Annotated in this window: 22 protein-coding genes; 10 read left to right on the top strand and 12 right to left on the bottom strand. The window is 53.2% G+C overall.

Annotated features, from left to right (window positions below; genetic code table 11):
• The 5 genes from AB8B75_RS17420 to fliL all read right to left on the bottom strand — a co-directional run.
• Positions 1-2,210 (bottom strand): hypothetical protein (locus AB8B75_RS17420; protein WP_405364085.1); only part of this gene is annotated, 2,210 nt, incomplete at its 3' end.
• On the bottom strand, positions 2,207-3,073 hold the full coding sequence (motA, locus tag AB8B75_RS17425; protein WP_405364086.1) for a flagellar motor stator protein MotA: 867 nt from the start codon (positions 3,071-3,073) through the stop codon (positions 2,207-2,209). The genes AB8B75_RS17420 and motA, both read right to left, overlap by 4 nt.
• 69 nt (positions 3,074-3,142) lie before the next feature.
• A complete protein-coding gene (locus AB8B75_RS17430) occupies positions 3,143-3,730 on the bottom strand; it encodes a MotE family protein (RefSeq protein ID WP_405364087.1) in 588 nt (195 codons plus the stop codon).
• A complete protein-coding gene (locus AB8B75_RS17435) occupies positions 3,730-4,137 on the bottom strand; it encodes a hypothetical protein (RefSeq protein WP_405364088.1) in 408 nt (135 codons plus the stop codon). The genes AB8B75_RS17430 and AB8B75_RS17435 overlap by 1 nt, the downstream gene beginning before the upstream one ends.
• 10 nt (positions 4,138-4,147) lie before the next feature.
• A complete protein-coding gene (gene fliL, locus AB8B75_RS17440) occupies positions 4,148-4,639 on the bottom strand; it encodes a flagellar basal body-associated protein FliL (RefSeq protein WP_405364089.1) in 492 nt (163 codons plus the stop codon).
• A gap of 120 nt (positions 4,640-4,759) precedes the next feature.
• Between fliL and fliF the strand changes: the two genes are divergently transcribed.
• From fliF to fliP, 4 genes are read left to right on the top strand one after another with little or no spacing between them, the layout of a single operon-like run.
• On the top strand, positions 4,760-6,391 hold the full coding sequence (fliF, locus tag AB8B75_RS17445) for a flagellar basal-body MS-ring/collar protein FliF (RefSeq protein ID WP_405364090.1): 1,632 nt from the start codon (positions 4,760-4,762) through the stop codon (positions 6,389-6,391).
• Positions 6,392-6,444: 53 nt separating this feature from the next.
• Positions 6,445-6,990, top strand: coding sequence for a flagellar biosynthesis protein (locus AB8B75_RS17450; protein ID WP_405364091.1), 546 nt, complete (start codon positions 6,445-6,447; stop codon positions 6,988-6,990).
• Complete coding sequence (locus tag AB8B75_RS17455) at positions 6,983-7,279, top strand: FliM/FliN family flagellar motor switch protein (RefSeq protein ID WP_405364092.1); 297 nt, start codon at positions 6,983-6,985, stop codon at positions 7,277-7,279. Before AB8B75_RS17450 ends, AB8B75_RS17455 begins: the two co-directional genes overlap by 8 nt.
• Entirely contained in the window at positions 7,279-8,013 is a 735-nt protein-coding gene (gene fliP / locus AB8B75_RS17460) for a flagellar type III secretion system pore protein FliP (protein WP_405364093.1), read from the top strand. Before AB8B75_RS17455 ends, fliP begins: the two co-directional genes overlap by 1 nt.
• A gap of 185 nt (positions 8,014-8,198) precedes the next feature.
• On the opposite strand, the gene AB8B75_RS17465 is transcribed toward fliP, so the two are convergent.
• The 5 genes from AB8B75_RS17465 to AB8B75_RS17485 all read right to left on the bottom strand — a co-directional run bounded on the left by AB8B75_RS17465 (position 8,199) and on the right by AB8B75_RS17485 (position 14,064).
• Entirely contained in the window at positions 8,199-9,302 is a 1,104-nt protein-coding gene (locus tag AB8B75_RS17465; protein ID WP_405364094.1) for a flagellar basal body P-ring protein FlgI, read from the bottom strand.
• Positions 9,299-10,228: a flagellin gene (locus AB8B75_RS17470; RefSeq protein ID WP_405364095.1), complete on the bottom strand. Its 930-nt coding sequence runs from the start codon at positions 10,226-10,228 to the stop codon at positions 9,299-9,301. The genes AB8B75_RS17465 and AB8B75_RS17470 overlap by 4 nt, the downstream gene beginning before the upstream one ends.
• 77 nt (positions 10,229-10,305) lie before the next feature.
• Positions 10,306-11,751, bottom strand: a complete 1,446-nt coding sequence (gene flgK, locus AB8B75_RS17475; RefSeq protein WP_405364096.1) for a flagellar hook-associated protein FlgK — start codon at positions 11,749-11,751, stop codon at positions 10,306-10,308.
• A 38-nt stretch (positions 11,752-11,789) separates the two neighbouring features.
• Positions 11,790-13,130, bottom strand: coding sequence for a flagellar hook protein FlgE (locus tag AB8B75_RS17480; RefSeq protein WP_405364097.1), 1,341 nt, complete (start codon positions 13,128-13,130; stop codon positions 11,790-11,792).
• A gap of 100 nt (positions 13,131-13,230) precedes the next feature.
• Positions 13,231-14,064, bottom strand: a complete 834-nt coding sequence (locus tag AB8B75_RS17485; RefSeq protein WP_405364209.1) for a flagellar motor protein MotB — start codon at positions 14,062-14,064, stop codon at positions 13,231-13,233.
• A 140-nt stretch (positions 14,065-14,204) separates the two neighbouring features.
• Here AB8B75_RS17485 and AB8B75_RS17490 point away from each other — a divergent pair, with 140 nt between their 5' ends.
• Positions 14,205-15,416, top strand: coding sequence for an MFS transporter (locus AB8B75_RS17490; RefSeq protein ID WP_405364098.1), 1,212 nt, complete (start codon positions 14,205-14,207; stop codon positions 15,414-15,416).
• A gap of 2 nt (positions 15,417-15,418) precedes the next feature.
• Here the strand turns inward: AB8B75_RS17490 and AB8B75_RS17495 are convergent, their stop codons facing one another.
• Positions 15,419-16,309, bottom strand: coding sequence for a rhodanese-related sulfurtransferase (locus AB8B75_RS17495; protein WP_405364099.1), 891 nt, complete (start codon positions 16,307-16,309; stop codon positions 15,419-15,421).
• A 135-nt stretch (positions 16,310-16,444) separates the two neighbouring features.
• Here AB8B75_RS17495 and pncA point away from each other — a divergent pair, with 135 nt between their 5' ends.
• Together pncA and pncB are read left to right on the top strand one after the other, a co-directional pair.
• Positions 16,445-17,053: a bifunctional nicotinamidase/pyrazinamidase gene (gene pncA, locus AB8B75_RS17500; RefSeq protein WP_405364100.1), complete on the top strand. Its 609-nt coding sequence runs from the start codon at positions 16,445-16,447 to the stop codon at positions 17,051-17,053.
• Positions 17,046-18,338 (top strand): nicotinate phosphoribosyltransferase, encoded by a 1,293-nt coding sequence (gene pncB, locus AB8B75_RS17505; protein WP_405364101.1) that lies wholly within the window; start codon positions 17,046-17,048, stop codon positions 18,336-18,338. Before pncA ends, pncB begins: the two co-directional genes overlap by 8 nt.
• A 114-nt stretch (positions 18,339-18,452) precedes the next feature.
• Here the strand turns inward: pncB and AB8B75_RS17510 are convergent, their stop codons facing one another.
• The gene (locus AB8B75_RS17510; protein WP_405364102.1) at positions 18,453-18,830 is read right to left on the bottom strand and encodes a hypothetical protein; all 378 of its coding nucleotides are present in this window, start codon (positions 18,828-18,830) and stop codon (positions 18,453-18,455) included.
• A gap of 753 nt (positions 18,831-19,583) precedes the next feature.
• Here AB8B75_RS17510 and AB8B75_RS17515 point away from each other — a divergent pair.
• The 3 genes from AB8B75_RS17515 to AB8B75_RS17525 are packed head-to-tail and all read left to right on the top strand — an operon-like array spanning position 19,584 to position 24,350.
• Entirely contained in the window at positions 19,584-22,463 is a 2,880-nt protein-coding gene (locus AB8B75_RS17515; RefSeq protein ID WP_405364103.1) for a monovalent cation/H+ antiporter subunit A, read from the top strand.
• Between the two features lies 1 nt (position 22,464).
• A complete protein-coding gene (locus AB8B75_RS17520) occupies positions 22,465-22,803 on the top strand; it encodes a Na+/H+ antiporter subunit C (protein WP_405364104.1) in 339 nt (112 codons plus the stop codon).
• Positions 22,800-24,350 carry a monovalent cation/H+ antiporter subunit D gene (locus AB8B75_RS17525; RefSeq protein ID WP_405364105.1) on the top strand — a complete coding sequence of 517 codons (1,551 nt, stop codon included), beginning with the start codon at positions 22,800-22,802 and terminating at the stop codon, positions 24,348-24,350. Before AB8B75_RS17520 ends, AB8B75_RS17525 begins: the two co-directional genes overlap by 4 nt.

Genomic DNA, 24,350 nt, shown 5'->3' on the forward strand with positions numbered 1-24,350 from the left:
AAGAGATCAGCGAATGCCTTACGGTCTTCATTTTCGGATTGTGCGAGATTTGGCCAGTTTTCAGCCCTAAAGGATGCAAGATCGGACTGGTCTGCTGCGCCTTGCGCCGCATAGATCGGAGCTGCGCGATCATATTCGCCCATGGCGACAAAGGCTTGCGCACGCAGACCATCTGCAGCTTCTGTTCGCAAACCAAGCATATATCTTAAAGCCTGGGCAGGATCATCCATCGCCAGGGAAAGATAGGCGTTAAGCAAGACTTCGTCTTCCAGCGGGTCTGGTCTTTCAATCGCATCATAGTACTGCTTCGCTTCTTCATAAAGGCCGGCATCAGCCAAGCGCCTGGAAATATCATAAGATGTTTGCCGGGATAGGTTTTCCGCCTCGCCTACCAAGGGTCCCGTCGCAAGGGCTGCAAAATCTGCGTCCAGGGCATTTTTGTGCATCATCGACGCGACTTTATCACGCGTATCTTGCGCTAATACGGTTGGAAAGGCAGAGTTATTGATCCGATCCAACGCCTGCGCATGACGGCCCGTTCCAGCCAAAGCAAGCACTTCCACTCGGGCAAGTTCAGGACCCAAATCATCGTTGCGATATTCAAAGGCCAATGATCCCGCCAATACCGCTGTTTGATCATCAATCGGTTTGTCTTCAACCGTTAACGTTTCAACCAGGGCAATGATTGCTTCGGCGGCAACCACGTTATTATTTTGATCTATTACGTCTTCCAATTGCGCTTTGGCCTGTGCCGGTTGTCCGTCAGCGGCGTCAAATCTTGCCTCGCTCAAGCCAATTCGATCACTTTGGTCACCAGGCGTGCGATCCATATCCCTTAAAATCATTCGGGCGGTGTTTGTATCGCCAAGGGCAACAAACTTGTCCGAAAGACCGGATCCTAAATGTCGTTTAAGATGGGCGGGAAGGGCCATGAACCCGCGTAGAATGGCCGTGGTATTCACAGTGTTTCCGCCAGACAATTCAGAAAGCGAAAGCGCGGCCCAAAGGGCTGCATGGCCGTCGCATCCCAATGGTTCCAAAAAGGGCCCCGCGTTTGGGTCAAAACCCTTATCCACAATTGAAGCCATAGAACGCAGCATTTGCGCTTGAGGGATGGGGTCCGTGGCCAATTCCATAATGTGGATTGCTTCAGCGCCAAATCCAAAGTGGATGTAGAATTTTGCCAGTTCAAGCACGTTGGCATCAGAGATGACGTCAAACTCACCCACCAGCGCTTGACGCAACTCTCCGATTTGCTCAGGAAAAGGTTTATCATCCGCCCAGGTGTTTACCGCCAATTCTGCATCGCTGATGCATGCATCACCGTCCAAAGTACGAAGCGTTCTGTCGCCAAATACCGACGCAATATCCAGATCAATGCGCGACCCTGCCCGAAGTGAGACATGATCCGCTGCTTTCGCAGGCTCTTGATTCTCTGGTTGTATCTCCACCAGTTCTTCGACGGGCTCTGCCTGTATGGGAACGGGAGCAGAGGCAGAAGGTATCTCATCCAAGGCAGGCTCCAAAAGACCTTGAGACGCAGCGCGACCGATTTGAGTAAGCAGCGTTTGTGCTGCCTGATCCACACGATCTTGCTGATCTTCAACAAAACCTATCTGAACGCGATCCTGCTTAGGAACTGGCGTCGGGCTGGCGGGCGGCGCCACCGCAAGCGCTGGTCGATCAAAAAGAAGCGGAAGCACGGGTTGCGCGCGCAGTTCTTCTTGAGATGTCTCGCTTTGCTGAGGCATGATCTGAGGATCATCACCCGTCCCGCTGCTTTGCCGCGCCACCAGCTCCGGAGTGCCATTTGGTTGTGAAAGCGGCACTTCAAAGGGTGATTGCGTGGGGGCGGGGCCGTCAATGATATCAACAACCAACATGTCGGGGCGGAACAGGAACGCGTTTGCATGGCAGGGACAGTCCACACCAATATCAATGGCGTCCTGGGTGCTGCTGATACTTAAGTCCCTAACCCGATCCCGTGGAATCAAATCAAAGGCGCGCGCGGTATCAATCTGCGCCACCGGCGCTCCAAAGGACACGGTATACCCGGTTTCATTGCGCCCTACCTGCCAATCCAGATCAACGGGAACTCGGAAGACAAGTCGGGAAAAGTCAGCATGTTCACCAGACCGGGTTGTGACTGTTTGCGCAAAGGCAGGCATCCCAAGAACCCAGAAAAGCAAAAGGGCCACATACCGTATCATGCAGCGTCTTTTACAGATTTTAGCGCCTCTTCCAGTTCGGAAAAGCTTGGCCGGTTGTGGTGAGGTGTGTTTTGGCGCCCCACTTCAATGCAGATATTGGTGGCGTGGTTGTGCAAGTTGGCGATCAGAACTTCGCGGATCAACTGGTAAAAATGAGCATCCTCTTCGGTCGCACCTTTTACCTTGGCTGCAAACGGACCGACCAAACCATAGGCAAGAAACACACCAAGGAATGTACCAACAAGGGCGCCACCGATCAGCTTGCCCAACACTTCGGGTGGTTGATCAATAGAGCTCATTGTTTTGATAACGCCCAGCACCGCCGCCACGATGCCCAGTGCTGGCAGACCGTCGGCCATGGTTTGCAACGCATGACTGGAATGCAGCGCATGATGCATGTTGGCATCCATGCGCTTATCAAGCACTTCTTCGACCTGATGGGGATCATCATAGTTCATTGACGCAGATCGCATCGTGTCGCAAATCAAATCTATTGCTTCATGATCCTTCATGATCTTGGGGTATTTCGAAAATATAGAAGAGCTTTCTGGTGTCTCGATATGTTCTTCAATCGCCACAGGATTTTGCCGAGCCAATCTGATCAATTCAAACAATAGACACAAAAGTTCACGGTAGTCCTGGGCCTTCCATTTTGCGCCTTTGAAAACTTTGCCAACATCTTTTAGCGTGTGTTTGATGCCGCCCATATCATTGCCGATCAGAAAGGCGCCGGCTGCAGCACCCCCGATCATCATGAACTCAAACGGAAGGGCTTTGAGAATGATTCCCATTTTGCCGCCGGCCGCCAGATAGCCGCCAAACACCATGACAAAGATCACAACAATTCCGATGATGCCGATCATCGTAAACGACTCCTACCTACCAAATATCCAAAGATAAAATGGCAGATGAACCTTAAGAAACTCTCTGCATTATTGACTGGGAGCCCGGGCATTGCGTCCGGCCAGAATGACACTGATGGAATAGGCGGCTTGCGGACTAAGGCCTGCCATCACTTTTGCGGCTGCATCGGGGCGCATGCGCCCCAGAAACCCGGCCGCAAATTCTGGGGCCATTTCCTCAAACAAGGCAGCGGCATCCTTGGATTTCATATTTTCATAAACCGACGTGAGCCGCGCCAGATCCGTCTCTGCAGCCGTCTCGACCAGAGAGAGCGTGGCCGCCAACCCCTCCTCTGCGGCAACAAGATCACTCAATTTGCTGTCAATTTGTTCTTCTGCCAAGGCAAGGGCTTGCAGACGATCTGACAATTGCTCTTCTCGCCTTGCGACGCGGGCTTCGCGTTCCTTTAATGTGGCCATCAGCGCTTCAAGATCACTGCGCAATGCCTCAGTATTCAAGTCCAATGCAGGAATAGGCACTGCAGGTTTGGTCAATGCCTGCGCGAGTGCCTGTCCGTGTTCTGCCCCCAATCGCAGCAACCCGGACCCAATCAGCATAATGGCCACCAGAAAGAGCGCGCCACGCCCCGCACGACGGCGTTTCTTTATCCCAGCCATCAGACCTCTGCCTCAGCGCGATCCCGGTGGCTTTTGAACAACGTCTCCTCCGACACCGGCTCTTGTGCCTTGTTCGGCTTAGGTGCGGGTGGTTCTGGCAAGTCGTGCATGGAGGCCACCAAAAGTTCCAGCCGTTTGGCGGCATCCTCGGCGCGTTCCGTTAATTGATCAAGCGATCCAGTTGAAGACACTGCCGCACGATGTGCCTTATCCAGCGTTTTGGTCATGTCATCGACTTGGGCAGACAAGACCGCCACAGCACCGCCTACACCCTTTTCAAGATCATTAAATCGGCGCAACCGGCGGGACAAAACCAGACAATAGAAGCCCGCCCCAAGAGCACCGGCAATCAAAAGAATATCTGCAATCATGTCAGATCCTTGTGCGAATTGAGCCATCATCTCCATCACATATCTCTTAATTCAGTACGAATTCCGTGATCAAAAGATCCCTGACGCGGCCTTCACCAGTGACAATTTGAACCCTCCGCAGCATCTGCGCGCGTAGCCGTATCAAAGCTGATGGATCTTCCAGCTGTGCAGTCTCAACCGCACGCAGATAACTGTTCAGCACGTCAACCACGCGCGGCAAAAGCTTAGTCACATCGGCTTCATATCCATCGACAACTTCCAGCTGCGCCCGAAACCTGAGGTACTTGTTGCGCGCTTCTGCCCCCAAAGAAATGACCAAAGGTTCTACCTCAACAAATGTTATATCAGGCAAAGCACCTGCCTTAACCTCGGGCTCGTCCTCTGGTTCTTCCACCGCTTCACCGCCAAGAATCATACCTGACTGCACAGCGAAAAACCCACCTCCGCCGCCCGCAATGGCCAATACCAACCCAATGATCAAAGGGAATTTAGAGGCTTTCTTTGGAACCTCTTCTTCGTCAATTTCTTCATCTGCCATAGCTGCGCCCGATAACCGTTGACCGTTTCTATACAGTGATGAGGGCTAACCGATTATTAAGCCCGATCGGCGAAACATAACGAGTACAAACTGGGCAGAACGCCCGGTGAGGAGAGAATAGTGAATCAACTAGCGGGCAGTTGGGCGGGGCTAGGTCTTCGCAGGCAAATCATTGTCGCAATCGCTACAATTGCAGTTTTTGCTGCAGTTTTGATGATGTCTAGGATGGCATCCAAACCCAGCATGTCGCTGCTTTATGCAGGGTTGGAAAGCTCTCAGGCAGGAGAAGTGATTCGCGCTTTGGAGCAGCGTGGCGCCGTCTACGAAGTGCGGGGTGGGGCCATTTTTGTCGCCTCAAACTCTCGAGATCAGTTCCGTATGACACTCGCCAGCGAGGGCCTTCCCGCGAATGTGAGCGGGGGATATGAATTGCTTGACCAATTGACCGGGTTTGGCACCACATCCCAAATGTTTGACGCAGCCTACTGGCGCGCAAAAGAGGGGGAATTGGCCAGAACCATCATGGCAAGCCCACATATCAAGGCAGCTCGGGTTCATATTGCAAACCAGTCTTCGACCCCCTTCCAGCGCGAAATTGGGGCAAAAGCGTCGGTATCTGTCACCACCTCGGCGGGGTCGCTTTCAGTACCACAGGCGAAGGCATTAAAATATCTGGTAGCGTCAGCTGTGGCCGGCATGCTGCCCGAAGATGTTTCAGTTATCGATGGCACCGGCGGGTTGATTAGTTCTGGCGACGAACTGGCCACAAATCCTGCCGGTGACGACAAGGCCGACGCGATGCGCGCCCGCATTGAACGCCTGCTCGAGGCGCGGGTGGGGTATGGGAACGCTGTGGTTGAGGTCAGCGTTGAAACAAACACAGATCGCGAATCGATTGTAGAACGGCGCTTTGATCCCGAAAATCGGGTCGCAATCAGCACTGACACCGAAGAACGAAGCACCTCTGCAAATGACAGTGGTGGCGGAGATGTCACCGTCGCATCGAATTTACCCGATGGTGATGGGGCTGGTGACAGATCTTCCTCGTCAACCAACAGCGAAACACGCGAACGCATCAATTTTGAAGTTTCCGAAACGCAGCGTGAACTTGTCCGCGCCCCCGGTGCGCTTAAGCGGATCACCGTCGCGGTGCTGGTAAATGGAACAACGGCGGTAGATGCTGAAGGTGTTGAGACGTTTTCCCCCCGGTCCGAAGAAGAAATGTCAGCGCTGCGCGAGCTTGTCGCCTCTGCCGTTGGTTTTGACGAAGAACGTGGCGATGTGATTACCCTAAAATCGATGGAGTTTGAGCCCATTGTCATGGAAGGCACAGTGGGTGCGCCAAGCCTGCTGGACCAAATAAATCTTGATGTAATGTCGCTGGTTCAACTCGCTGTTTTGGCCCTTGTCGCATTGGTTCTGGGACTTTTCGTGGTTAAGCCGGTTCTTGCAACTGCGAACACCCCTGCGCCCGCCCTGCCACCACCGGGAACCGGGCAAAGCGACACCAACGATGACAAGGTCCTTACAGGAGAAATCCAAGACGATGCCGATCCGATGCCAGACATGGCAATGGCAGGGGGTGGGTTAGGTGACTTGCCTGATCTGCCGGGATTGCCAGATCTTGGTGGAATGGGCGGAATGGGCGCGGAAGATCCTGTTGGCCGCCTGCGTCAGCTCATCTCAGACCGTGAAGATGAAACCGTTGAATTGCTGCGCAGTTGGATGGAAGATGAAGAGGAGGCAGCTTAGTGAACACGCCCCTTATTCTGGAAGAGTTTGGCACATCTCCCCGTGGACCCGGCATGATGCAGGGTGCAGATGCGGTTTCTTTGGAAGAGGCGAAGCTAGAGTCGTTTGACCGCGGTTTTAAGGCTGGATGGGACGACGCTATTAAGGCGCAGGCTGATGAAAAGTCGCAAATCTCGGCTGACCTTGCCAGTAACCTGCAAGATTTATCCTTCACTTTTCAAGAGGCGCGGACGGATATGCTGGGTGCGCTGGCGCCCCTTATGGAAGACATGATCACCAAGGTTCTTCCGGTTGTGGCACAGGGCGCATTGGCCTCTCAAGTTCACGAGCTGATCATGGAAGAAGTGAAAGATGGCATATCAGAGGATGTCTCTTTGGCAGTCGCGCCAGATGATGAGGATCGCATCTCTGACCTACTTTCTGAAAGCCCTTCTCTTACTGTCGCGGTTCGATCTGATCCCACTTTATGTGTGGGGCAGGTCTTTTTAAAATTCGCTGACCGTGAACGGGAAATTAATATGGATGAGACACTCCTTAAAATCAAAGCGGTAGTAGATACCTTCTTTACCTCGCAAAAACAGGAAGCAGCCAATGGCTAATGACAGCCCTCCTTCGACAGATGCGTCGGAAAGCCCGTTCACCCATGTGCCGATCGAGGTGACAGTTACGGTTGGCAAGGCGCGCCCCCTGGTCAAAGACCTTCTTAACCTTGGGGAGCAGGCGATCTTGCCGTTGGACAAACGGATTGAGGATCCTGTTGATCTTTATATCGGTGATCGCCTGATCGCCCGTGGCGAACTGCAAGAGCTTGAAGGCGATCAAGCCGGTCAGCTTTCTGTCCGCCTGACGGAAGTGGTTGATTTAAAGAGCGGTGCGACAAAAGCCTGATGTTCCGGTTCATGCTCTTTCTTGGGGCAATCGCCTTGATGTCGGGCTTACCTCTGCCCGCACAGGCACAAGATATCTCAATCTCGCTTGGGGATGATAGCTCTCTTGCGGCGCGCAGCATCCAACTCATTATCCTCATCACTGTGCTCAGCCTTGTGCCGGGCATTGCCATTATGGTTACGTGCTTTCCCTTTATCGTGACCGTTCTAGCAATTTTACGGCAAGCCATTGGCTTGCAACAATCACCGCCCAATATGCTGATTGTCAGCCTGGCCCTTTTTCTAACCTATTTCGTGATGGAACCTGTTTTCACAGAGGCCTGGGGCTTGGGAATTGAGCCGTTGCTGTCCGAAGAATTGGACATGGAAGCGGCTTTTGAAAACGCGATGGGTCCGTTTCGCATCTTTATGGTGGGGCGGATCGATTTGGAAACCTTCGAAACGCTCGCGCTGCTGCGACCTGAAGGGACCAGCACAAGTGCAGCGGTCGACAGCCCACTTTCGATCCTGGTTCCCTCATTCTTACTAAGCGAGATTGAACGGGCTTTTCAGATCGGATTTCTGATCTTCATGCCCTTCTTGATCATCGATCTGGTGGTCGCGGCTGTGCTGATGTCGATGGGTATGATGATGGTGCCGCCCGCAATCGTTTCCCTTCCCTTCAAGCTTGCCTTTTTTGTCGTCGCAGATGGGTGGAGCCTGATTGCCGGCAGTCTTGTCAGGAGCTATTTCTGACGCCCAAGGCATAACATTTTACCGGCCGATGGTCTTCAGCAATAGTTTGCGAAACATCTTGCGTCGCCTACCCCGCTAGGATCAGAGGTTTCGGAACATAGCTCAAAAGTTGGCAGTTTAAGGTGTCTCTGTTCCGTTGGCTGTAGACAGACAGTTGCTTTGGTCTTGTGGCGCAACATACGAAATTACCTTACCAGAAACTCTGCATGCAGGGCACCTGCGGCTTTGATGCTTTTGAGAATATCGATCATCTCGCGCGGGGAAACGCCCAGCGCATTCAGCCCTGCAATCACCTCGGAAAGAGAGGTGCCGCCAGGAACAACGGCCAGACCTGTCCCTTCTTGTTCTTCCAGCGCTACTTCGGTGCGTGGAACGACAACCGCCTGGCCATTGGCAAAGGGGTTTGGTTGAACGACAAGCGGGGCTTCTTGCACCCGCAAAGTCAGATTGCCTTGCGACACGGCAACAGGCGAAATGCGCACGTCTGCGCCCATAACAATGGTGCCGGATCGTTGATCAACCACCACGCGGGCCCGACGTTCTGGTTCAACGCGTATGTTCTCAATCTCACTTAGGGCATGGGCGGGTGAAATCGCGCGCGTGGCCGCGATGTTCACTTGAACCGTGCCCGCATCCAACATGCGCGCGACGGTTCGACCATAGGCATCATTGACCGCCCGCTCCATCCGTTCGGCAGTGGTAAAATCGGGAGAAAGAAGCGCCATTCGCAATGTGGAAAGAGAGCTAAAATCAAAATCAATCTCGCGTTCGACACGCGCGCCGCTGGGGATCACGCCAGAGGTTGGTACACCTTCGACAACCGCCGCCCCGTTCCCTTCGGCAGCAGCGCCACCGGCAATGATTGTCCCTTGCGCAACCGCATATATTTGCCCGTCGGCTGCATTCAACGGCGTCATGATGAGCGTACCGCCCAGCAGGCTTTTGGCATCCCCAATCGCAGAGACTGTTACGTCAATACGGCCACCCGCACGGGAAAACGGCGGTAGGCTTGCCGTGACAAAAACAGCCGCCACGTTCTTTGGACGGAATTGTTCGCCGGTGACATTGACGCCGAGACGCTCAAGAATGTTTGACATGATCTCTTCGGTGAATGGAGCGTTGCGCAAGCCGTCGCCGCTGCCGTTCAAACCAACGACAAGACCATAACCAACCAAGTCATTTCCGCGAACACCATCGAATTCAACCAAGTCCTTTATTCGCACCGGTCCAGCTACCGCCGCCGTTATCTGGAGAGAGACAAATAGGACCAATGTAAGAAGCGATTTCATAGGAAATTCACCAGAGAAAGTTGCGAGCTTCGCACAGTTACTGAGTAAAGGCCCTGCAATTGGAACTGCACGTTTTCCAATTCGGTTGCCGTTTCGAAAGGATCCGCAGCAAGCAGGGCATTGCGCGCAAATTCCGTACTGGTTTCTTCGGCTTGATTTCTCGCGGCGATTAGTGAGATGCGCTCTTCTGTAAACCCGATTTTGGCTCGTAGGCTGGTCAATTGATCCTGATTGGACTGCAAACCCAGTCCATTGATGCGCAAAAGCTCTGATTGCTGATTGACATCCAATCCAAGAACGGGGTCTTCGGCCAGCGCTGCGACGGTCATATGCAGCAAAAGATCTTTTACTGCTGGATCGTTTGCACGAACATCGAGAGTCACACGTTCCGTGTCAGAAAGAACAAATGGCGCAAGTGCAGTGTCAGATCCAGTGTATGCAACAGTATCAAACCCAGCTGGATCGTTGAACCAGTTTTCTGCCGCAGCAACAATGTCTTCTGGTGTGGTTTGGCCCGTCACAACGGCCAGAACTTGAGCCAGTAAATCATCCGCGCTTGGCAAAGGAGTTTGGTCAGTAGTAGTTCCTGCGAACATGCTCCTGCCGGCGACATCATCGTTCAAGGAATTGATAACACCCTGAAGTTGTATTTGGGCATTGTCGGACGGATTGCCAGAAATGACACCGATCGGACCACCACCTGCCAAGATGAGATCAAGTCCCAGTTCACTACCAAAGTTTTGGACTCTTTCGAGAGTGATCTGCATTGCTCCGGTAAAATAAGTTGCTTCGGCATTTGCCACCGAATAACCATCCAGAACTTCTAGCGATCGCTCCAGTCCAGTCAGGTAATTGTGATTTCCCGAAAGAACTTCTCGGATATCTGCGACTTGACCACTTGAAAGCTCATCTGTCAGTCGGGACATATCTTGTCGCAAGCTTACACTGCGGCGTTGAAGCATAAAAGACTGAGCAAGATCGCCCAATGAAACAGAACCCATAGTTATAGCCTCAATATTGTTTGCATCATTTCGTCAGCAGCCGAGATCATACGCGCATTCGCGGCGTAGGCCTGCTCGACAAGTAGCAGCCGTTGCAATTCTTGATCTGTGTCTACGCCTTCGGCGAACACCAGTTGTGTCAGTTCATTGAGCTGAGTGGATGCAAAAGTCTGACTTTGTTCAGCCTGTGCCCTGTCCGCTCCTAACTGAGAAGTAAGAGTTGCGACCAGATTGATTGCAGAAAACGCGCCGCTTCCAAAGTCACCAGTTGCAGGTACTCTTTTTGCACTCAAAGTGCTGGAGAGAGACTGTAAAAGACGCGAGTCCCCAACATCTCCTTGAACTGCAGCGTTAATTCCATCTCGAATACGCCACGCTTCTCCGCCTTGTCTTTCGTCAACGGCTGCATTGATTGAAAGGCGTTCAGACACCCCAACTTCGTTGAGAGGATCAAAAGCTATCCCTGAATCCGTGAATAGGCCAGCGTCTCCCACTGCCAATGAAGCGTCCACGGCAGGATCCTGAAAGCGCTCAATCAGATCACGTGACAGGGCATCAAGTTGCGTTTGCGCATCCACGCCGAGTTCATCCCTGATTTCAAACTGGGCACCGAGCGAACCGCCACCTAGTGCACCACGTGCACTGTCGGTCCGCACTGGATAACCATCTATCGTCAGGCCCGACAGGTGTCCGCCTGCGAGTGTCATATATGGAGTTACTTGGTTCACTGGAGAAAATTCAATTTCTGCCACACCGCCGTCGATCAATATTACGCCGCCTGTTGAATAGAGCGCTATTTGGCCATTATCCCGTGGAATTTGGCGGACGGGTACAATTGAGCTAATTTCGTCGACTAGAGCTTGCCGGTTGTCTTGCAGTGCAGAAGTATCGCCACCGAGCACAGCCGTTTTTGTAATTTGAACGTTCAGTTCCTTTACGCCCGCCAGTGACGAATTGAGTTTATCGACTTGGATGCCAATATTGCGATCCGCTTCGCTTCGGGACTCTTGAATGTCATTGGAAGCGGACGAAATAAGTGTCGCCAGATCGCGTGCCGCGTTGACGACGCCCTCCAGCCTTTCTGGCGCATCGGGGCGGCTAGTTGCGGTGATCAGTTGGCTTTCAAATTCGGCAACGCGCGCCGAAAGAGAGTTCGCGGTGTCCGGTGTCCCCAGAGTGTCTTCATAACCCTTCAAGAAAATTGTCCGATCGTTCGCATTGTTGAATGCGGCATCAGCAAGGCCTCGGTCAGCAAGAAGGGCCGGGTTAACGTTCCGAGTGATTCCATCAATATTTACGCCACCGATCTGCGAAGACGATAGGTCAAGCGAACGAACACCATACCCAGGGGTCATCGCATTTGCGATATTTGCTGAAATCGTCTCCGAATTGCGCCCAGCGGCGCGCAAACCGGTCATAGCATTTGATAGCGCTGAGGAAATAGTCATATCCAGCCCTCTTCTTGAGTTTCAGGCGCTCGTTACGATCACCGTTTGATGTTGGTTGTTTCTTGCAGCATCTCATCCACTGTCTGGATGACTTTCGCGTTGGAAGAATAAGCCCTTTGCGTTTTGATCATATTGGTGAGTTCGCCAGCGACATCAGTCGTGGATTCCTCACGTGCAAATGATGCAATATCTCCGGTAGGCCCGCTTCCCGCATCCCAAAGAAAGAACGCACCACTATCTCTGGAAGGCAAATAGGTTTGGCTATCGAGAGCTTCTAACCCATTGAAGTTTGGAACGTTTGCGAGCGGCACTTGATAAACAGTCCTAATTTCACCTGTGTCAAATGATGCGCGAACATAACCGTTCGCATCAATGTCGATACCAATGAAATTTCCGATCGGAGACCCGTCTTTTGTTACAGCAACAGGAGCAAAGCTATATGAAAGCTGAGATAGCCCTTCGTTGTCACCGTAAGCGCCCATATCGATCTCAATCGGACCCGATGCGGCTTCTATCGTAAGTATGCCCGTGGTTGAGTCATATGTAGGTGGCGTGCCGGGAGGCGTTGGAAACACGGCTGCGTTGACAGCGACATTGTCGATTGTACCGCCCTGTGTACGGCTGTCGTTAAACTGAATGTCAATTTCTCCAATGGAGGTCAGTGGGTCGCCGGCAGAATCATAAATATTCATGGTCCATTCGTTTGTCGCCGGGTCCGTCGCGAGCGCTGGAGGCACGGGAGCAAATGTTATGCGGAGGCTTTGCGATGTGCCGAGGTTGTCAAAATATTCAACGGCAATCTGTTCCGTAGCCGCGGCCGCGCCAAATGCAGTTTCGGTTGCTGGTAAGTTGACCCCGAGATTGATTGCCGTGGTCGGATTGCCCACCAACGCGCTGGTATTTATGCGGATCGGTTCCAGACCATCAGCAGTATCTCTTGGATATTGGGGAATTGTCCCATCTGCATTCGCAGGAAAACCCATCAAAATTAAGTCGGTTTGGGATTTCAGGTAGCCGTCAGCATCGGTTCGGAAAGAACCGGTTGTTGCTAAGTACATCGGAGCATCCGCGCCACTTGTTGCCACTTGCGCCGCTTGCGCGACAGGGATCATACCACTCCCACGTACCGCGATGTCGGTTGAATTTGACGTCCCGATCAGCGTCCCGCTCTGATCAATCAAACGTTCCGTGGCAGCGCGAACGCCCCCAGCCGCATAGGAGCCGCCTCCCGAAGACAAAACCATGGACGCGAAATCCGTTTCAACCCGCTTGTAGCCGTAAGTTGAGGAGTTTGCGATGTTGTCCGAAATGGACGCCAATCGCTGAGCATTTGTCTGTAAACCTGCAACGCCTGCATTGAGCGAAGATGAAATTGTCATGGGCACGCCTTTCTGATGTGATCATTATTTGATCACTCAGATAGACGCCCGGACTTAACACCGCGCTAACATATAAAATGCGCCCTATTTAAGCCACAATTCAGCGAAGTAGCACAATTTCCACCCTATCGTTGCGTGTTGCCATCGGGTTGGGATGCACAGGCTCACGGTCTGCATGTCCGGTGACACGGTGCATTCTTTCGGCAACGATACCCTTTTCCTGAAGCATAACACGGGTCCGGCTGGCACGCGCAAAAGAGGAGCCCCATACTGGGTTTTCCGCCAAAACAACAGGCCCAGAGCGAACATGGCCGCCAATGGCAACGTCGTTGACCAGGGTCACACCTACGCTTGCGACCAAATCCACAAGTGTTTCCATCAATTGTGTTGGCCGGTCGGTATCGTCGACAAAAAGCGGTAAGCCATCCAATGCAAACAACTCTATGACAAGACCTTCATCCGTAATTCTGGTTACAATGTGCTTGAGCGCATTTTCCATGACGGTGCTCTCACCGCCACGCGCGGTAAGTTCGGCCGCGACGGCTTCCAAAGCTTGATCAGCGCGGTTACGTTCGCCACCTTCTTCGCTGACCCCGGATTCGCCGGCCGCTTTGTCTTTCTGTGTGGCATGCTGGGCTGAAGCGCCCAAGCCATTCTGCGGCAATGTTTCCTCAGAAAAGATACTGTCGCCCCCGAACGAACCATCTCCGCCACCGGATACACGGTTGATCGGAATAGTCGGCGCGAAGTAATCCGCCAACCCCTGTCGTTGTTGCTCGGTTGTTGCGTTCAGCAGCCACATCATCATGAAAAAAGCCATCATCGCTGTCACGAAGTCCGCATATGCGACCTTCCAGGCTCCACCATGGTGACCGCCCGCGATAATTTTCTTTCTCTTGATGATGATCGGTGCCAGATTGCTCTGCGCGCCCATATCTCCACCACTCATAAATTCACCCAACAAAAGGGTTACCGCAAAAGGTCTTTCCACTCTCTTAACGCAATTGCGGTTTGTGCGCTTGCGCCGGCAAGATCATTGGGAGCAGATAGGCAAAAAGGGGCACGGTACCGCATATGCCTATCACCGACAGCATATATTCTTGGGGCAGGCTTGTTCTGACCCTGGCGATCGCGACGATCGCAAACGTCGGCATGTGGGCGATTATCGTAATCATGCCCGCGGTAGAGACGGAATTCGGTTCTGGGCGTGCGGAAGCTTCCTTGCCTTACACGTTGACGATGATCGGCTTTGCGTTTGGTAATTTCGGGATTGGCAAAGCGGTGGATCGCTTCGGCGTGACGGTATCGCTGATTGCCGCAGCCATTGGAATCGCTTTAGGTTTTGGACTGGCCACTCTTAGCACTTCAGTTGCTTTTCTGTCGCTGGCACAGCTTCTGATCGGCTTTTCATCGGCAGTCGGGTTTGGACCCTTGATTGCTGACATATCACACTGGTTTGTGCGGCGCAGAGGCATTGCCGTCGCGCTGGTAGCGAGCGGAAATTACCTGGCAGGGGCAATATGGCCTCTGGTCCTGGCTGGAATGCTAGAGACCACGGGGTGGCGCAGTGTCTATTTGGTCATGGCCATTGTCACGCTGGTCGGTGTGATCCCGCTGTCTCTTGCGCTGCGCAGACAAGTACCCGAAGACACTCGGGTCACCGCTCAGGCACAGTCCTTGCAGAATGCAAGTTCATCGGGATTGTCGCCACGTGCACTGCAATACCTTTTAGGACTGGCCGGGATCGGATGTTGCGTGGCCATGTCAATGCCGCAAGTACATATCGTTTCCTATTGTGTGGACCTGGGATATGGGCCCGCTGTAGGTGCCGAAATGTTGGCTTTGATGCTTTTAGGGGGTGTAGGATCACGCATCGTATCGGGTCTTGTTGCGGACAAACTCGGAGGCGTGAAAACTCTGCTCATTGGATCAGCGCTGCAATGCATGGCCCTGTTTTTGTATCTGCCGTCGGGAGGTTTGGTCTCGCTCTACGCCGTCAGCCTGATCTTTGGCCTGAGCCAAGGAGGTCTTGTCCCCAGCTACGCCTTGATCGTGCGCGAGTACATGCCCGCACGTGAGGCTGGTGCGCGGGTTGGATTTGTACTGATGACAACCATTCTGGGCATGGCGCTTGGTGGTTGGATGTCCGGATGGATATATGATGCCAGCGGTTCGTATCAACTGGCCTTTGTCAATGGCATCCTTTGGAATGGCCTGAACATCGCAATCATGCTCTGGCTCCTGTCGCGCAGCAGACCAAGACGCAAAACAGCTCAGCCCGCCTGATCTCAAGCTTCGCCGCGGGCCTTCGCCAGCATGATTTGCTTTTGCCGCTCGCGAAACCTGTTCTTGTCCGCTTCTGATGTTTCATGCGCACATTGATGGCAGCTGACACCAGCCTCATACTCGGTCCGTTTGACGTCTTCCGGCAAGATGGGACGCCTGCAGCCATGGCACAGGGAATGCGGCCCTTCGCGTAGACCATGTTCAACGCTCACCCGGTTGTCGAACACAAAGCAGGAGCCTTCCCACTTGGTATCTTCTTCGGGCACGTCTTCGAGATACTTCAAAATGCCGCCTTTGAGGTGATAGACATCATCCACGCCCTGACCCAACAGAAAATTGGTGGATTTTTCACAGCGAATTCCGCCAGTGCAAAACATGGCGATCTTCTTGTTGTGAAAACGTGCTTTATTTTCCTCCCACCACGCCGGAAAATCGCCAAAGCTCTTAGTTTTTGGATCAATGGCGCCTTCAAAGGTCCCGATGGCCACTTCATAATCGTTTCGCGTATCGATAACGGCTACATCTGGCTCCGAAATCAAGGCGTTCCAATCCTGCGGCTCGATGTAATGTCCGACACGCGCGCGCGGATCGACGTCTGGCTGGCCCATTGTAACGATTTCACGTTTGATGCGGACCTTCATCCGACCGAAAGGTGCTTTCGCGCTGGTGGCCTCTTTCCACTCCAAATTGGCGCAGCCGGGAAGAGATTTTAGATGCGTAATCACCGCTTCAATGCCGGTGCGTGGCCCAGCAACGGTGCCGTTGATCCCTTCGCCCGCCAAGAGCAAGGTGCCTTGCACATCGTGCGCTAGGCAAAGTGCGAGTAAACCAGGTTTGATGGCTTCGGGATCATCAAAGCGCGTGAAGTGATAAAGGGCGACGACGGTATACATGAGCGCTCAAATATGCCGCGTCTGCCGCACAGGCAAGGGGCCAGTTAATCCGCGCATCTCCCAAGGCGCAGGCGGATGGCATTGACGCACTCGGAACATCCCCTTAACCACAAGATGGAAAAAGGAGATGCATAGATGTCCCAGGCTCTGATCGTAATTGATGTGCAAAAGGATTTTTGCCCTGGCGGCGCGCTGGCCGTGCCAGAAGGGGACACCATTGTATCCCCGATCAATGCCTTAATGGCAGATGCAGAAGCGGTGATCCTTACACAAGACTGGCACCCGTCAGGGCATTCTTCATTTGCATCGTCCCATGCTGGAAAATCACCCTATGATATGGTCGACATGCCCTATGGTCCGCAGGTGCTATGGCCCGATCACTGCGTGCAAGGGCGCAAAGGGGCGCGGTTTCACGCAGGTTTGCAGGTGGATCATGCCGATCTCATCATTCGCAAAGGATACAATCCCCAAATAGACAGCTATTCCGCATTTTTCGAAAATGATCACGCGACGCCAACGGGGCTCGAAGGCTACCTGAAGTCGCGCGGGATTGATGAAGTCTTGATGGTGGGTCTTGCTCTGGATTTCTGCGTGAACTTCTCCGCCGTGGATGCCGCAAAACTTGGGTTCAAGGTCACCGTGTACCAAGATTTTTGCCGTGCTATCGATCTGGACGGATCTTTGGACGCCGCCCTTTCGGGCATGAAAGCTGCCGGGGTGATGCTGGAGACGCACAATGGTTGATATCGCGGCGCGGGTTTGGAATCACAATTGGAAGATCGACCCCATTGTCCGATCTCTGATTGATACGGATTTTTACAAACTTCTGATGTGTCAGTCCGTTTTCCGCAACAAGCGCGATACCCGTGTGACATTCAGCCTGATCAACCGCACCAAGAGTATTCCCTTGGCAAAACTGATCGACGAGGGAGAATTGCGTGAGCAGTTGGATCATATCCGGTCTCTGTCCCTGTCGCGCGGGGAAAGCACTTGGCTACGCGGGAACACGTTCTACGGAAAACGCCAGATGTTCCGCCCGGATTTCATGGAGTGGTTCGAAAATCTGCGCCTGCCACCCTACCATCTGGAACGCAATGGCGATCAATACGAACTGACTTTTGAAGGCACTTGGCCTGAGGTCATGCTATGGGAAATTCCGGCTTTGGCTGTCCTGATGGAATTGCGCGGACGCGCGGTGCTGAACAAGATGGGCAAGTTCGAACTGCAGGTACTTTATGCCCGTGCAATGACCCGTGTCTGGGAAAAAATCGAAGCCATGCGCGACATGCACGATCTTTCAATTGCCGACTTTGGCACGCGCAGACGGCATAGCTATCTTTGGCAGGATTGGTGTGTTCAAGCGATGCAGGAAGGCCTTGGACAGGCATTTACCGGCACCTCGAACTGCAAGATCGCGATGAATCGTGAGCTCGAAGCCATTGGCACCAACGCGCATGAGCTGCCGATGGTCTATGCTGCCTTGGCAGAAACGGATGATGCCTTGGCACGCGCACCCTATGATGTCCTATCCGATTGGCATGAAGAACATGAGGGCAACCTGCGGATCATTCTGCCAGATACTTTTGGCACTCAGGGTTTTCTCGACAAAGCCCCGGACTGGTTGGCGGGTTGGACCGGCATTCGCGTCGACAGCGGTGACCCTGCCAGCGCAGCAGAGATCGCTATCGCCTGGTGGATTTCGCGCGGCGAAGATCCAAGCACCAAACGGATTATCTTCAGCGACGGCCTTGATGTGGACAAGATACGATCTTTGCACATCAAATTCTCTGACCGGGTGAACGTATCATTTGGCTGGGGTACGCTTTTGACAAACGATTTTAGAAAACTGGTACCCGACGACCGCCTTGCGCCGTTTTCACTTGTCTGCAAAGCAGTTGAGGCAAATGGCAAGGCAACGGTCAAGCTATCGGACAATCCCAACAAGGCGATGGGACCAGCTGACGAAATCCAGCGCTATAAACGGATCTTTGGTGTCGGCGAGCAGCGTCCCCAAAAAGTCATCGTCTAGGCTCCACGCGGTGCCGATTACAATTCAATGTCCACTGCAACTGTTTGCCAGTCAATGACGAGATAGCCGCTGTACTTGAGGCATCACTGAGGCGTCTTTACCCTCAGTTACCCATCAAACCGACGCAAGGCGCGTCGCGCATCCATCAATAACGGTTTCATTACGGATAATCTGTTTGCTCGGGTGTATGCCTTCTGCCCCTTCTGGCAGCATCAAGTACATAATGTCGCTACGGCGGTGAATACCGACCCCGGATTTCTTAGCCACTTTGTAAAGGTTGATCATCACAGTTGCTTTCGACCAGCCGGTCTCGGCTTCGATCTCCGACAACGACGTTCCCTGATCAAGCGCATTAATCAGATAACCAGCGGCAGTGCTTTCGTCAGGAAGGACAACATCTGATTTGTATCGCGCGGGATGCACCAGAATACGGTCCGCATTGCGCTGCGACAACGCTTTTACGCGCCGAGATTGAGCAAGTTGCAAAGTCATAACAAAATACCTTTTACTGAACTACTTTTAACAACGAGGAAAACGCGGATGGGAACCTGAGGCACTGCAGCTGCCAGCTGTTAAGACGTGTGCCAAAGCCCCTCGATGACGCACGATACGTGCAAGAATGTGATCGCCTTTCATGCCGGAGGTACATTCCTCAACTCCCCAACACTGCCCCTTCCAGATTGTCCGATCCGTCGCGCAAATGCGCTAACTGAAGCCGTTTTATGCCACAGTTCCGCTCAAGTTCAAAACTCGTTTTGACGCGCTACCTCTGGTGGAAACAGTTCAACAATCGCGGTTGGGTTTGGTTCCAATGCGTGCACTCTTAACGAAAGTGCCCAAATAAAAATCCCATTTATAGATAATAATTTCAATAATTTAAGTGCCAATTCTTGTTCTGATTGAATATCACCGCATTAACTAAAAATTGTGCGACTTACAGCGAATCATTCGACAAGTCTGGTTGTGTTTCAAAGACTCACGATCAGTGCCGTGTTTGAATTGCGGTCAAAACATGGCCGAACCGCGGCGGACAAACCCTGCGTTTTCCATTCGGGCGTTGGTCGGAATTCTTAACAAACACGCCAATTCGACCAATGATCTGCAAGCGCCATCGACACCCTTCCAAGCAGTTGTGTTTTTGATTTCAATGCAAGAATTTGCTGATTTTTGACGGTTTCGCTTGAGAACAGGCTCAAACTGACCCAGAAAGTGGGGAACTTTCCGAACTAAAGATCAGGAGTTCGCGTGTCCCTCTTCATCATCGTCGCTTTGCCATTTTTCGGTGCCCTGCTGCCAGGTTTGATGAACTCCGCAGGCAGGCAGGCCTGCGCGGGGGTCACATTTACCGTTTCGCTGGCGGCTTTCATTGGCCTGCTGACCAATTTGCCCGCGGTCATCGCCGGAGATCTGGTCACGGCACGCGTGGATTGGATACCGGCGCTGGGTCTAAATTTCACCTTGATGCTGGATGGGCTTGGCTTTTTCTTTGCTCTACTGATCCTCGGAATTGGCCTCTTGATCATTGCATATGCGCGATCTTATCTCGCACGCGAAGACAACATGGGCGAATTTTTTACCTATCTGCTACTTTTTCAGGGCGCGATGGTCGGGATTGTCCTGAGCGACAATATACTGCTCTTGTTGGTTTTCTGGGAACTCACCTCGCTCTCCTCTTTCCTGCTCATCGGGTATTGGAAGCATCTACCTGAAGGCCGTCAGGGCGCGCGTATGGCTCTCACCGTGACCGGTATGGGGGGCTTGGCGATGATCGGTGGCATGCTGATCTTGGGCCAAATCGTCGGCAGTTATGATCTGAGCGTCATTCTTGAAAACCGCGATCTTATCCAGGCCTCGCCTCTCTATCTGCCTGCATTGATCTTGATCCTCCTCGGGTGCTTTACAAAATCTGCCCAATTTCCATTCCACTTCTGGCTGCCTCACGCCATGGCTGCGCCCACGCCTGTTTCTGCTTATCTACATTCGGCCACCATGGTGAAGGCGGGGATTTTCCTCATGGCGCGCATGTGGCCGGTTCTGTCAGGCACCCCGGAGTGGTTTGTGATCGTCACTACCGCCGGTCTGATCACGATGGTGCTCGGCGCGGTCATTGCGCTCTTTAAACATGACCTCAAAGCGCTGCTTGCATTTTCCACGGTGAGCCACTTGGGGTTAATCACCATGCTTCTGGGCACGGGTACTGCCTTTGGGGCCATGGCGGCGATGTTCCATATTCTCAATCATGCGACCTTCAAGGCCGCGCTTTTTATGTCCGCAGGTATCATTGATCACGAAACCCACACGCGCGACATCCGTCGGCTGGGTGGCCTGCGTCATTTGATGCCCATCACTTTCACAATTGCCAGTCTGGCCGCGTTGTCGATGGCGGGCATTCCACCGTTGAACGGCTTCTTGTCAAAAGAGATGATGCTGGAAGAGGCCCATCATACGGTTCTGTTCCATTCCCATTGGTTCGTGCCAGGGCTTGCCGTCTTTGGGTCCATATTCTCTGCTGCCTACTGCTTCCGCTTGATTGGCCACACTTTCCTTGGAAAAGTGCGTGACGACTATCCAGCCAAACCCCATGATCCCGGCGCAGGTCTGTGGTTGCCCCCCGCAATCTTGGTGGTGCTGGTCGTGGTCATCGGCATAGCACCGTTTCTGGCAGAACCTTTCGTAAAATTGGTCACGGCTTCCGTTCTGGGTGATGCCAATGCTGTGCCCAAAGCGTACTTCAAAATCTGGCATGGCCTCGTGCCCGCCTTATATATGTCGATCGTGGCAACCGTTGGTGGGTTTCTCTTATTGTTGGCTTACCGCCCTGCGTTGCGCATATGGGATGGCACCCCCAGACCAGAGGCTAAAGTGATATTCGAAGGGTTGGTTGAAGCAATTGTATTGTTAGCCAAAAGGTTCACTCATGGTCTGCACAACGGTGCGTTCTCCCGATATGGCGCGATAATGGTGGCAACTGTGGTGGTTGCTGGGTACTTCGCCTGGACAACTGGAACAGTTGGTGCCGCAACACGGACCATGCAACCGGTCACACCAGTGGTCGTTGCCGGTTGGGCAATGTTGGTTGCCGCGACAATGGGAATGGTCTTTTTACACCGCAATCGCCTGATGTCTCTGATCCTGATCGGTATTGCGGGTTTGATGGTTTCGGTCGGTTTCGTGTTTTTCAGCGCGCCCGATCTTGCCATGACGCAGATCACGGTTGAAGTGGTGACAATTATTCTGTTGCTACTGGCGCTGAACTTTCTGCCAAATCAAACACCGATTGAGAGCACCGTGATGCGCCGCGTTCGTGACACCACGATCGCGATTGCTGGCGGGTTGGCCACAATGGCGATGGCCTATCATTTCCTGATGCGTGACGCGATCACATCGCCGATCTCGGAATTCCATTTGGCGAATTCCTACAAAGGCGGGGGTGGTACCAATGTCGTAAACGTCATCCTCGTTGATTTCCGGGGCTTTGATACCTTTGGCGAGATCATCGTTTTGGGTATTGCCGCCCTGCTGATTTATGCGCTGACTGAAACGCTCCTGTCTGGTCCGGTGCGCGCACGGCTGCTGAATCGCAAACCCGATCAACCACGGGCCGGTGACATGCACCCGATGATGATGGTGGTCCTGACCCGCGTGATGATGCCTGTGGTGATGATGGTCGGCTTCTACATATTCCTGCGCGGGCACAATGAGCCGGGCGGCGGCTTCATTGCCGGTCTCGTCGTGTCCATTGGCGTCGTGATGCAATATATGGCGAGCGGATTCAGCTGGGCCTCCGCCCGGTTGAAATACCCTTATCATGGTGTGATTGGCGCGGGCGTGCTGGTTGCTGGATTTACGGGCATCGGATCATGGTTTGTGAGTAAGCCCTTCCTGACCTCCGATTTCACATATGTCCGCATCCCGCCTTTCGAAAAATTTGAGCTGGCGACCGCGGCGCTCTTCGATGTCGGTGTTTTCCTCGCGGTTGTTGGAGCGGTGATGCTTTCCCTTGAAAGCTTTTCGCGCCTGGCCCGTCGCGCTCATGTGCCAGATACAGAGCACCCGATGGATATTGATCCATCACGCGACGACCCACCCGAACCTCCAATGACCACAAAACAGGAGGGCGTGTGACATGGAACTCCTCGTTGCATCCGCAATCGGCATCCTGACCGCTGGCGGGATCTATTTGACGCTACGCTTGCGGACCTTTCCGGTCATCCTGGGCATTTCGCTGCTGACCTATGCGGTAAACGTGTTTTTGTTCGCCTCCGGGCGCTTGACCATTGGTGCAGCGCCCATCCTGATGGACGGCGTTGAAAGCTATACCGATCCACTGCCGCAGGCTTTGGTGCTGACGGCCATCGTGATCTCTTTCGGGATGACGGCGGTCGTGGTGATGATTTCGCTTGGATCCTACCTCGGATCAGATGACGACCAGGTGAATGATCCTGAGACGGAGGATGCCGCATGACCCACTGGATCATTATGCCGGTCATCCTTCCGGCCATCCTCGCACCTTTCATTGTCCTGGCTGCCCGCTACCACATCGGGATACAACGTACCTTTTCGATTGCAGGTGTTCTGGCGTTGATCGGCATCGCTGCCAGTTTGGCTTGGACGGCTTCTGACGGCACCATCATACTCTATCAACTTGGAAATTGGGCCGCGCCTTTCGGCATTGTTCTTGTCGGTGACAAGCTGTCAACGCTTATGGTTTTGTTGACTTCTGTTTTGGCGTTCTTTGTGCTGCTTTATGCAATCGGGTCGGGATGGGACGATCGAGGGCGCCATTTCCACGCACTTTTTCAGTTCCAGTTGATGGGCATCATGGGCGCGTTTCTGACCGGAGACCTGTTTAACCTCTTCGTTTTCTTCGAAGTTCTGTTGATTGCCTCCTATGGGTTGATGATCCATGCAGGTGGCAATGCAAGGCTAAGAGCGGGTGTGCAATATGTACTTTTCAACCTCTTGGGCTCCACGCTTTTTCTTTTCGCACTTGGCGCGCTTTATGCCGAAACCGGAACACTGAATATGGCGGATGTTGCCAATCGTCTTGCTCTGGTGGATCCGAGTGAAACCGTAGGGATCCGGTTGGCTGCTGTCCTGCTGTTGCTGGTGTTCGCCATCAAGGCCGCCGTGGTTCCCTTGCATTTCTGGCTGCCTTCCAGCTATGCCGAAGCCCCACCGCCAGTAGCGGCGCTTTTTGCGATTATGACCAAAGTGGGCGCTTATGCGATCATCCGTGTTTACACGATGATCTTCCACCCGGAACTTGAAGTAACGGCGGGCTTGCAAACCGCCTGGTTATTGCCGGCGGCTCTGCTGTCTCTCGCAATTGGGATGGTCGGAGTCCTCGCTGCAAAACACCTCGACCGGTTGGTGGCGTTTTCTGTTATCGGTTCGATGGGAATGGTGATGGTCGCCATTTCATTATTTACCGAGACCAGTATCACTGCGGCTCTCTACTACATTGTACATTCGACCTTGGCCGCAGCCTCATTGTTCCTGATCGTTGATCTTGTCGGCAGCGGGCGTGCTGACCTAAAACTGACGGCGCAACCGATCGTTCCAGGTGCCGCATTGACCTCTGCTTTGTTCATGGTGGCCGCAATAGCGATGGCAGGTCTTCCGCCCTTGTCAGGGTTTGTAGGCAAACTGCTTATCCTGAACGCGGCTTTCCCGACGCCTTTGGTGGTTTGGGTCTGGGCGGTCGTTCTGATGTCCAGCCTGATTGCCGTGGTAGGTTTTTCACGCGCAGGCAGCGTGCTTTTCTGGAAAGCCAAGTCTTTGGCTCCAGTAGAAGAGCCCTCTGACACGTTTGCGCAACAAGCCCCTGCGACACTATCATATTGCGCAGTGGGCGGCCTGCTTTTGTTGCTGGCAGCCCATACCGTTTTCGCAGGCCCGGCCACCGCCTATATGGCATCAATTTCGCAGCAGCTGTTCAACCCGGAACCCTATATCTCGACGGTTCTCAAAACGCCGGGTAAACTCAGCAAACCAACGAAAGGACACTGA

This window comes from Roseobacter sp., from assembly GCF_045106495.1.
In the GTDB taxonomy this organism is placed as follows: Bacteria; Pseudomonadota; Alphaproteobacteria; order Rhodobacterales; family Rhodobacteraceae; genus Roseobacter.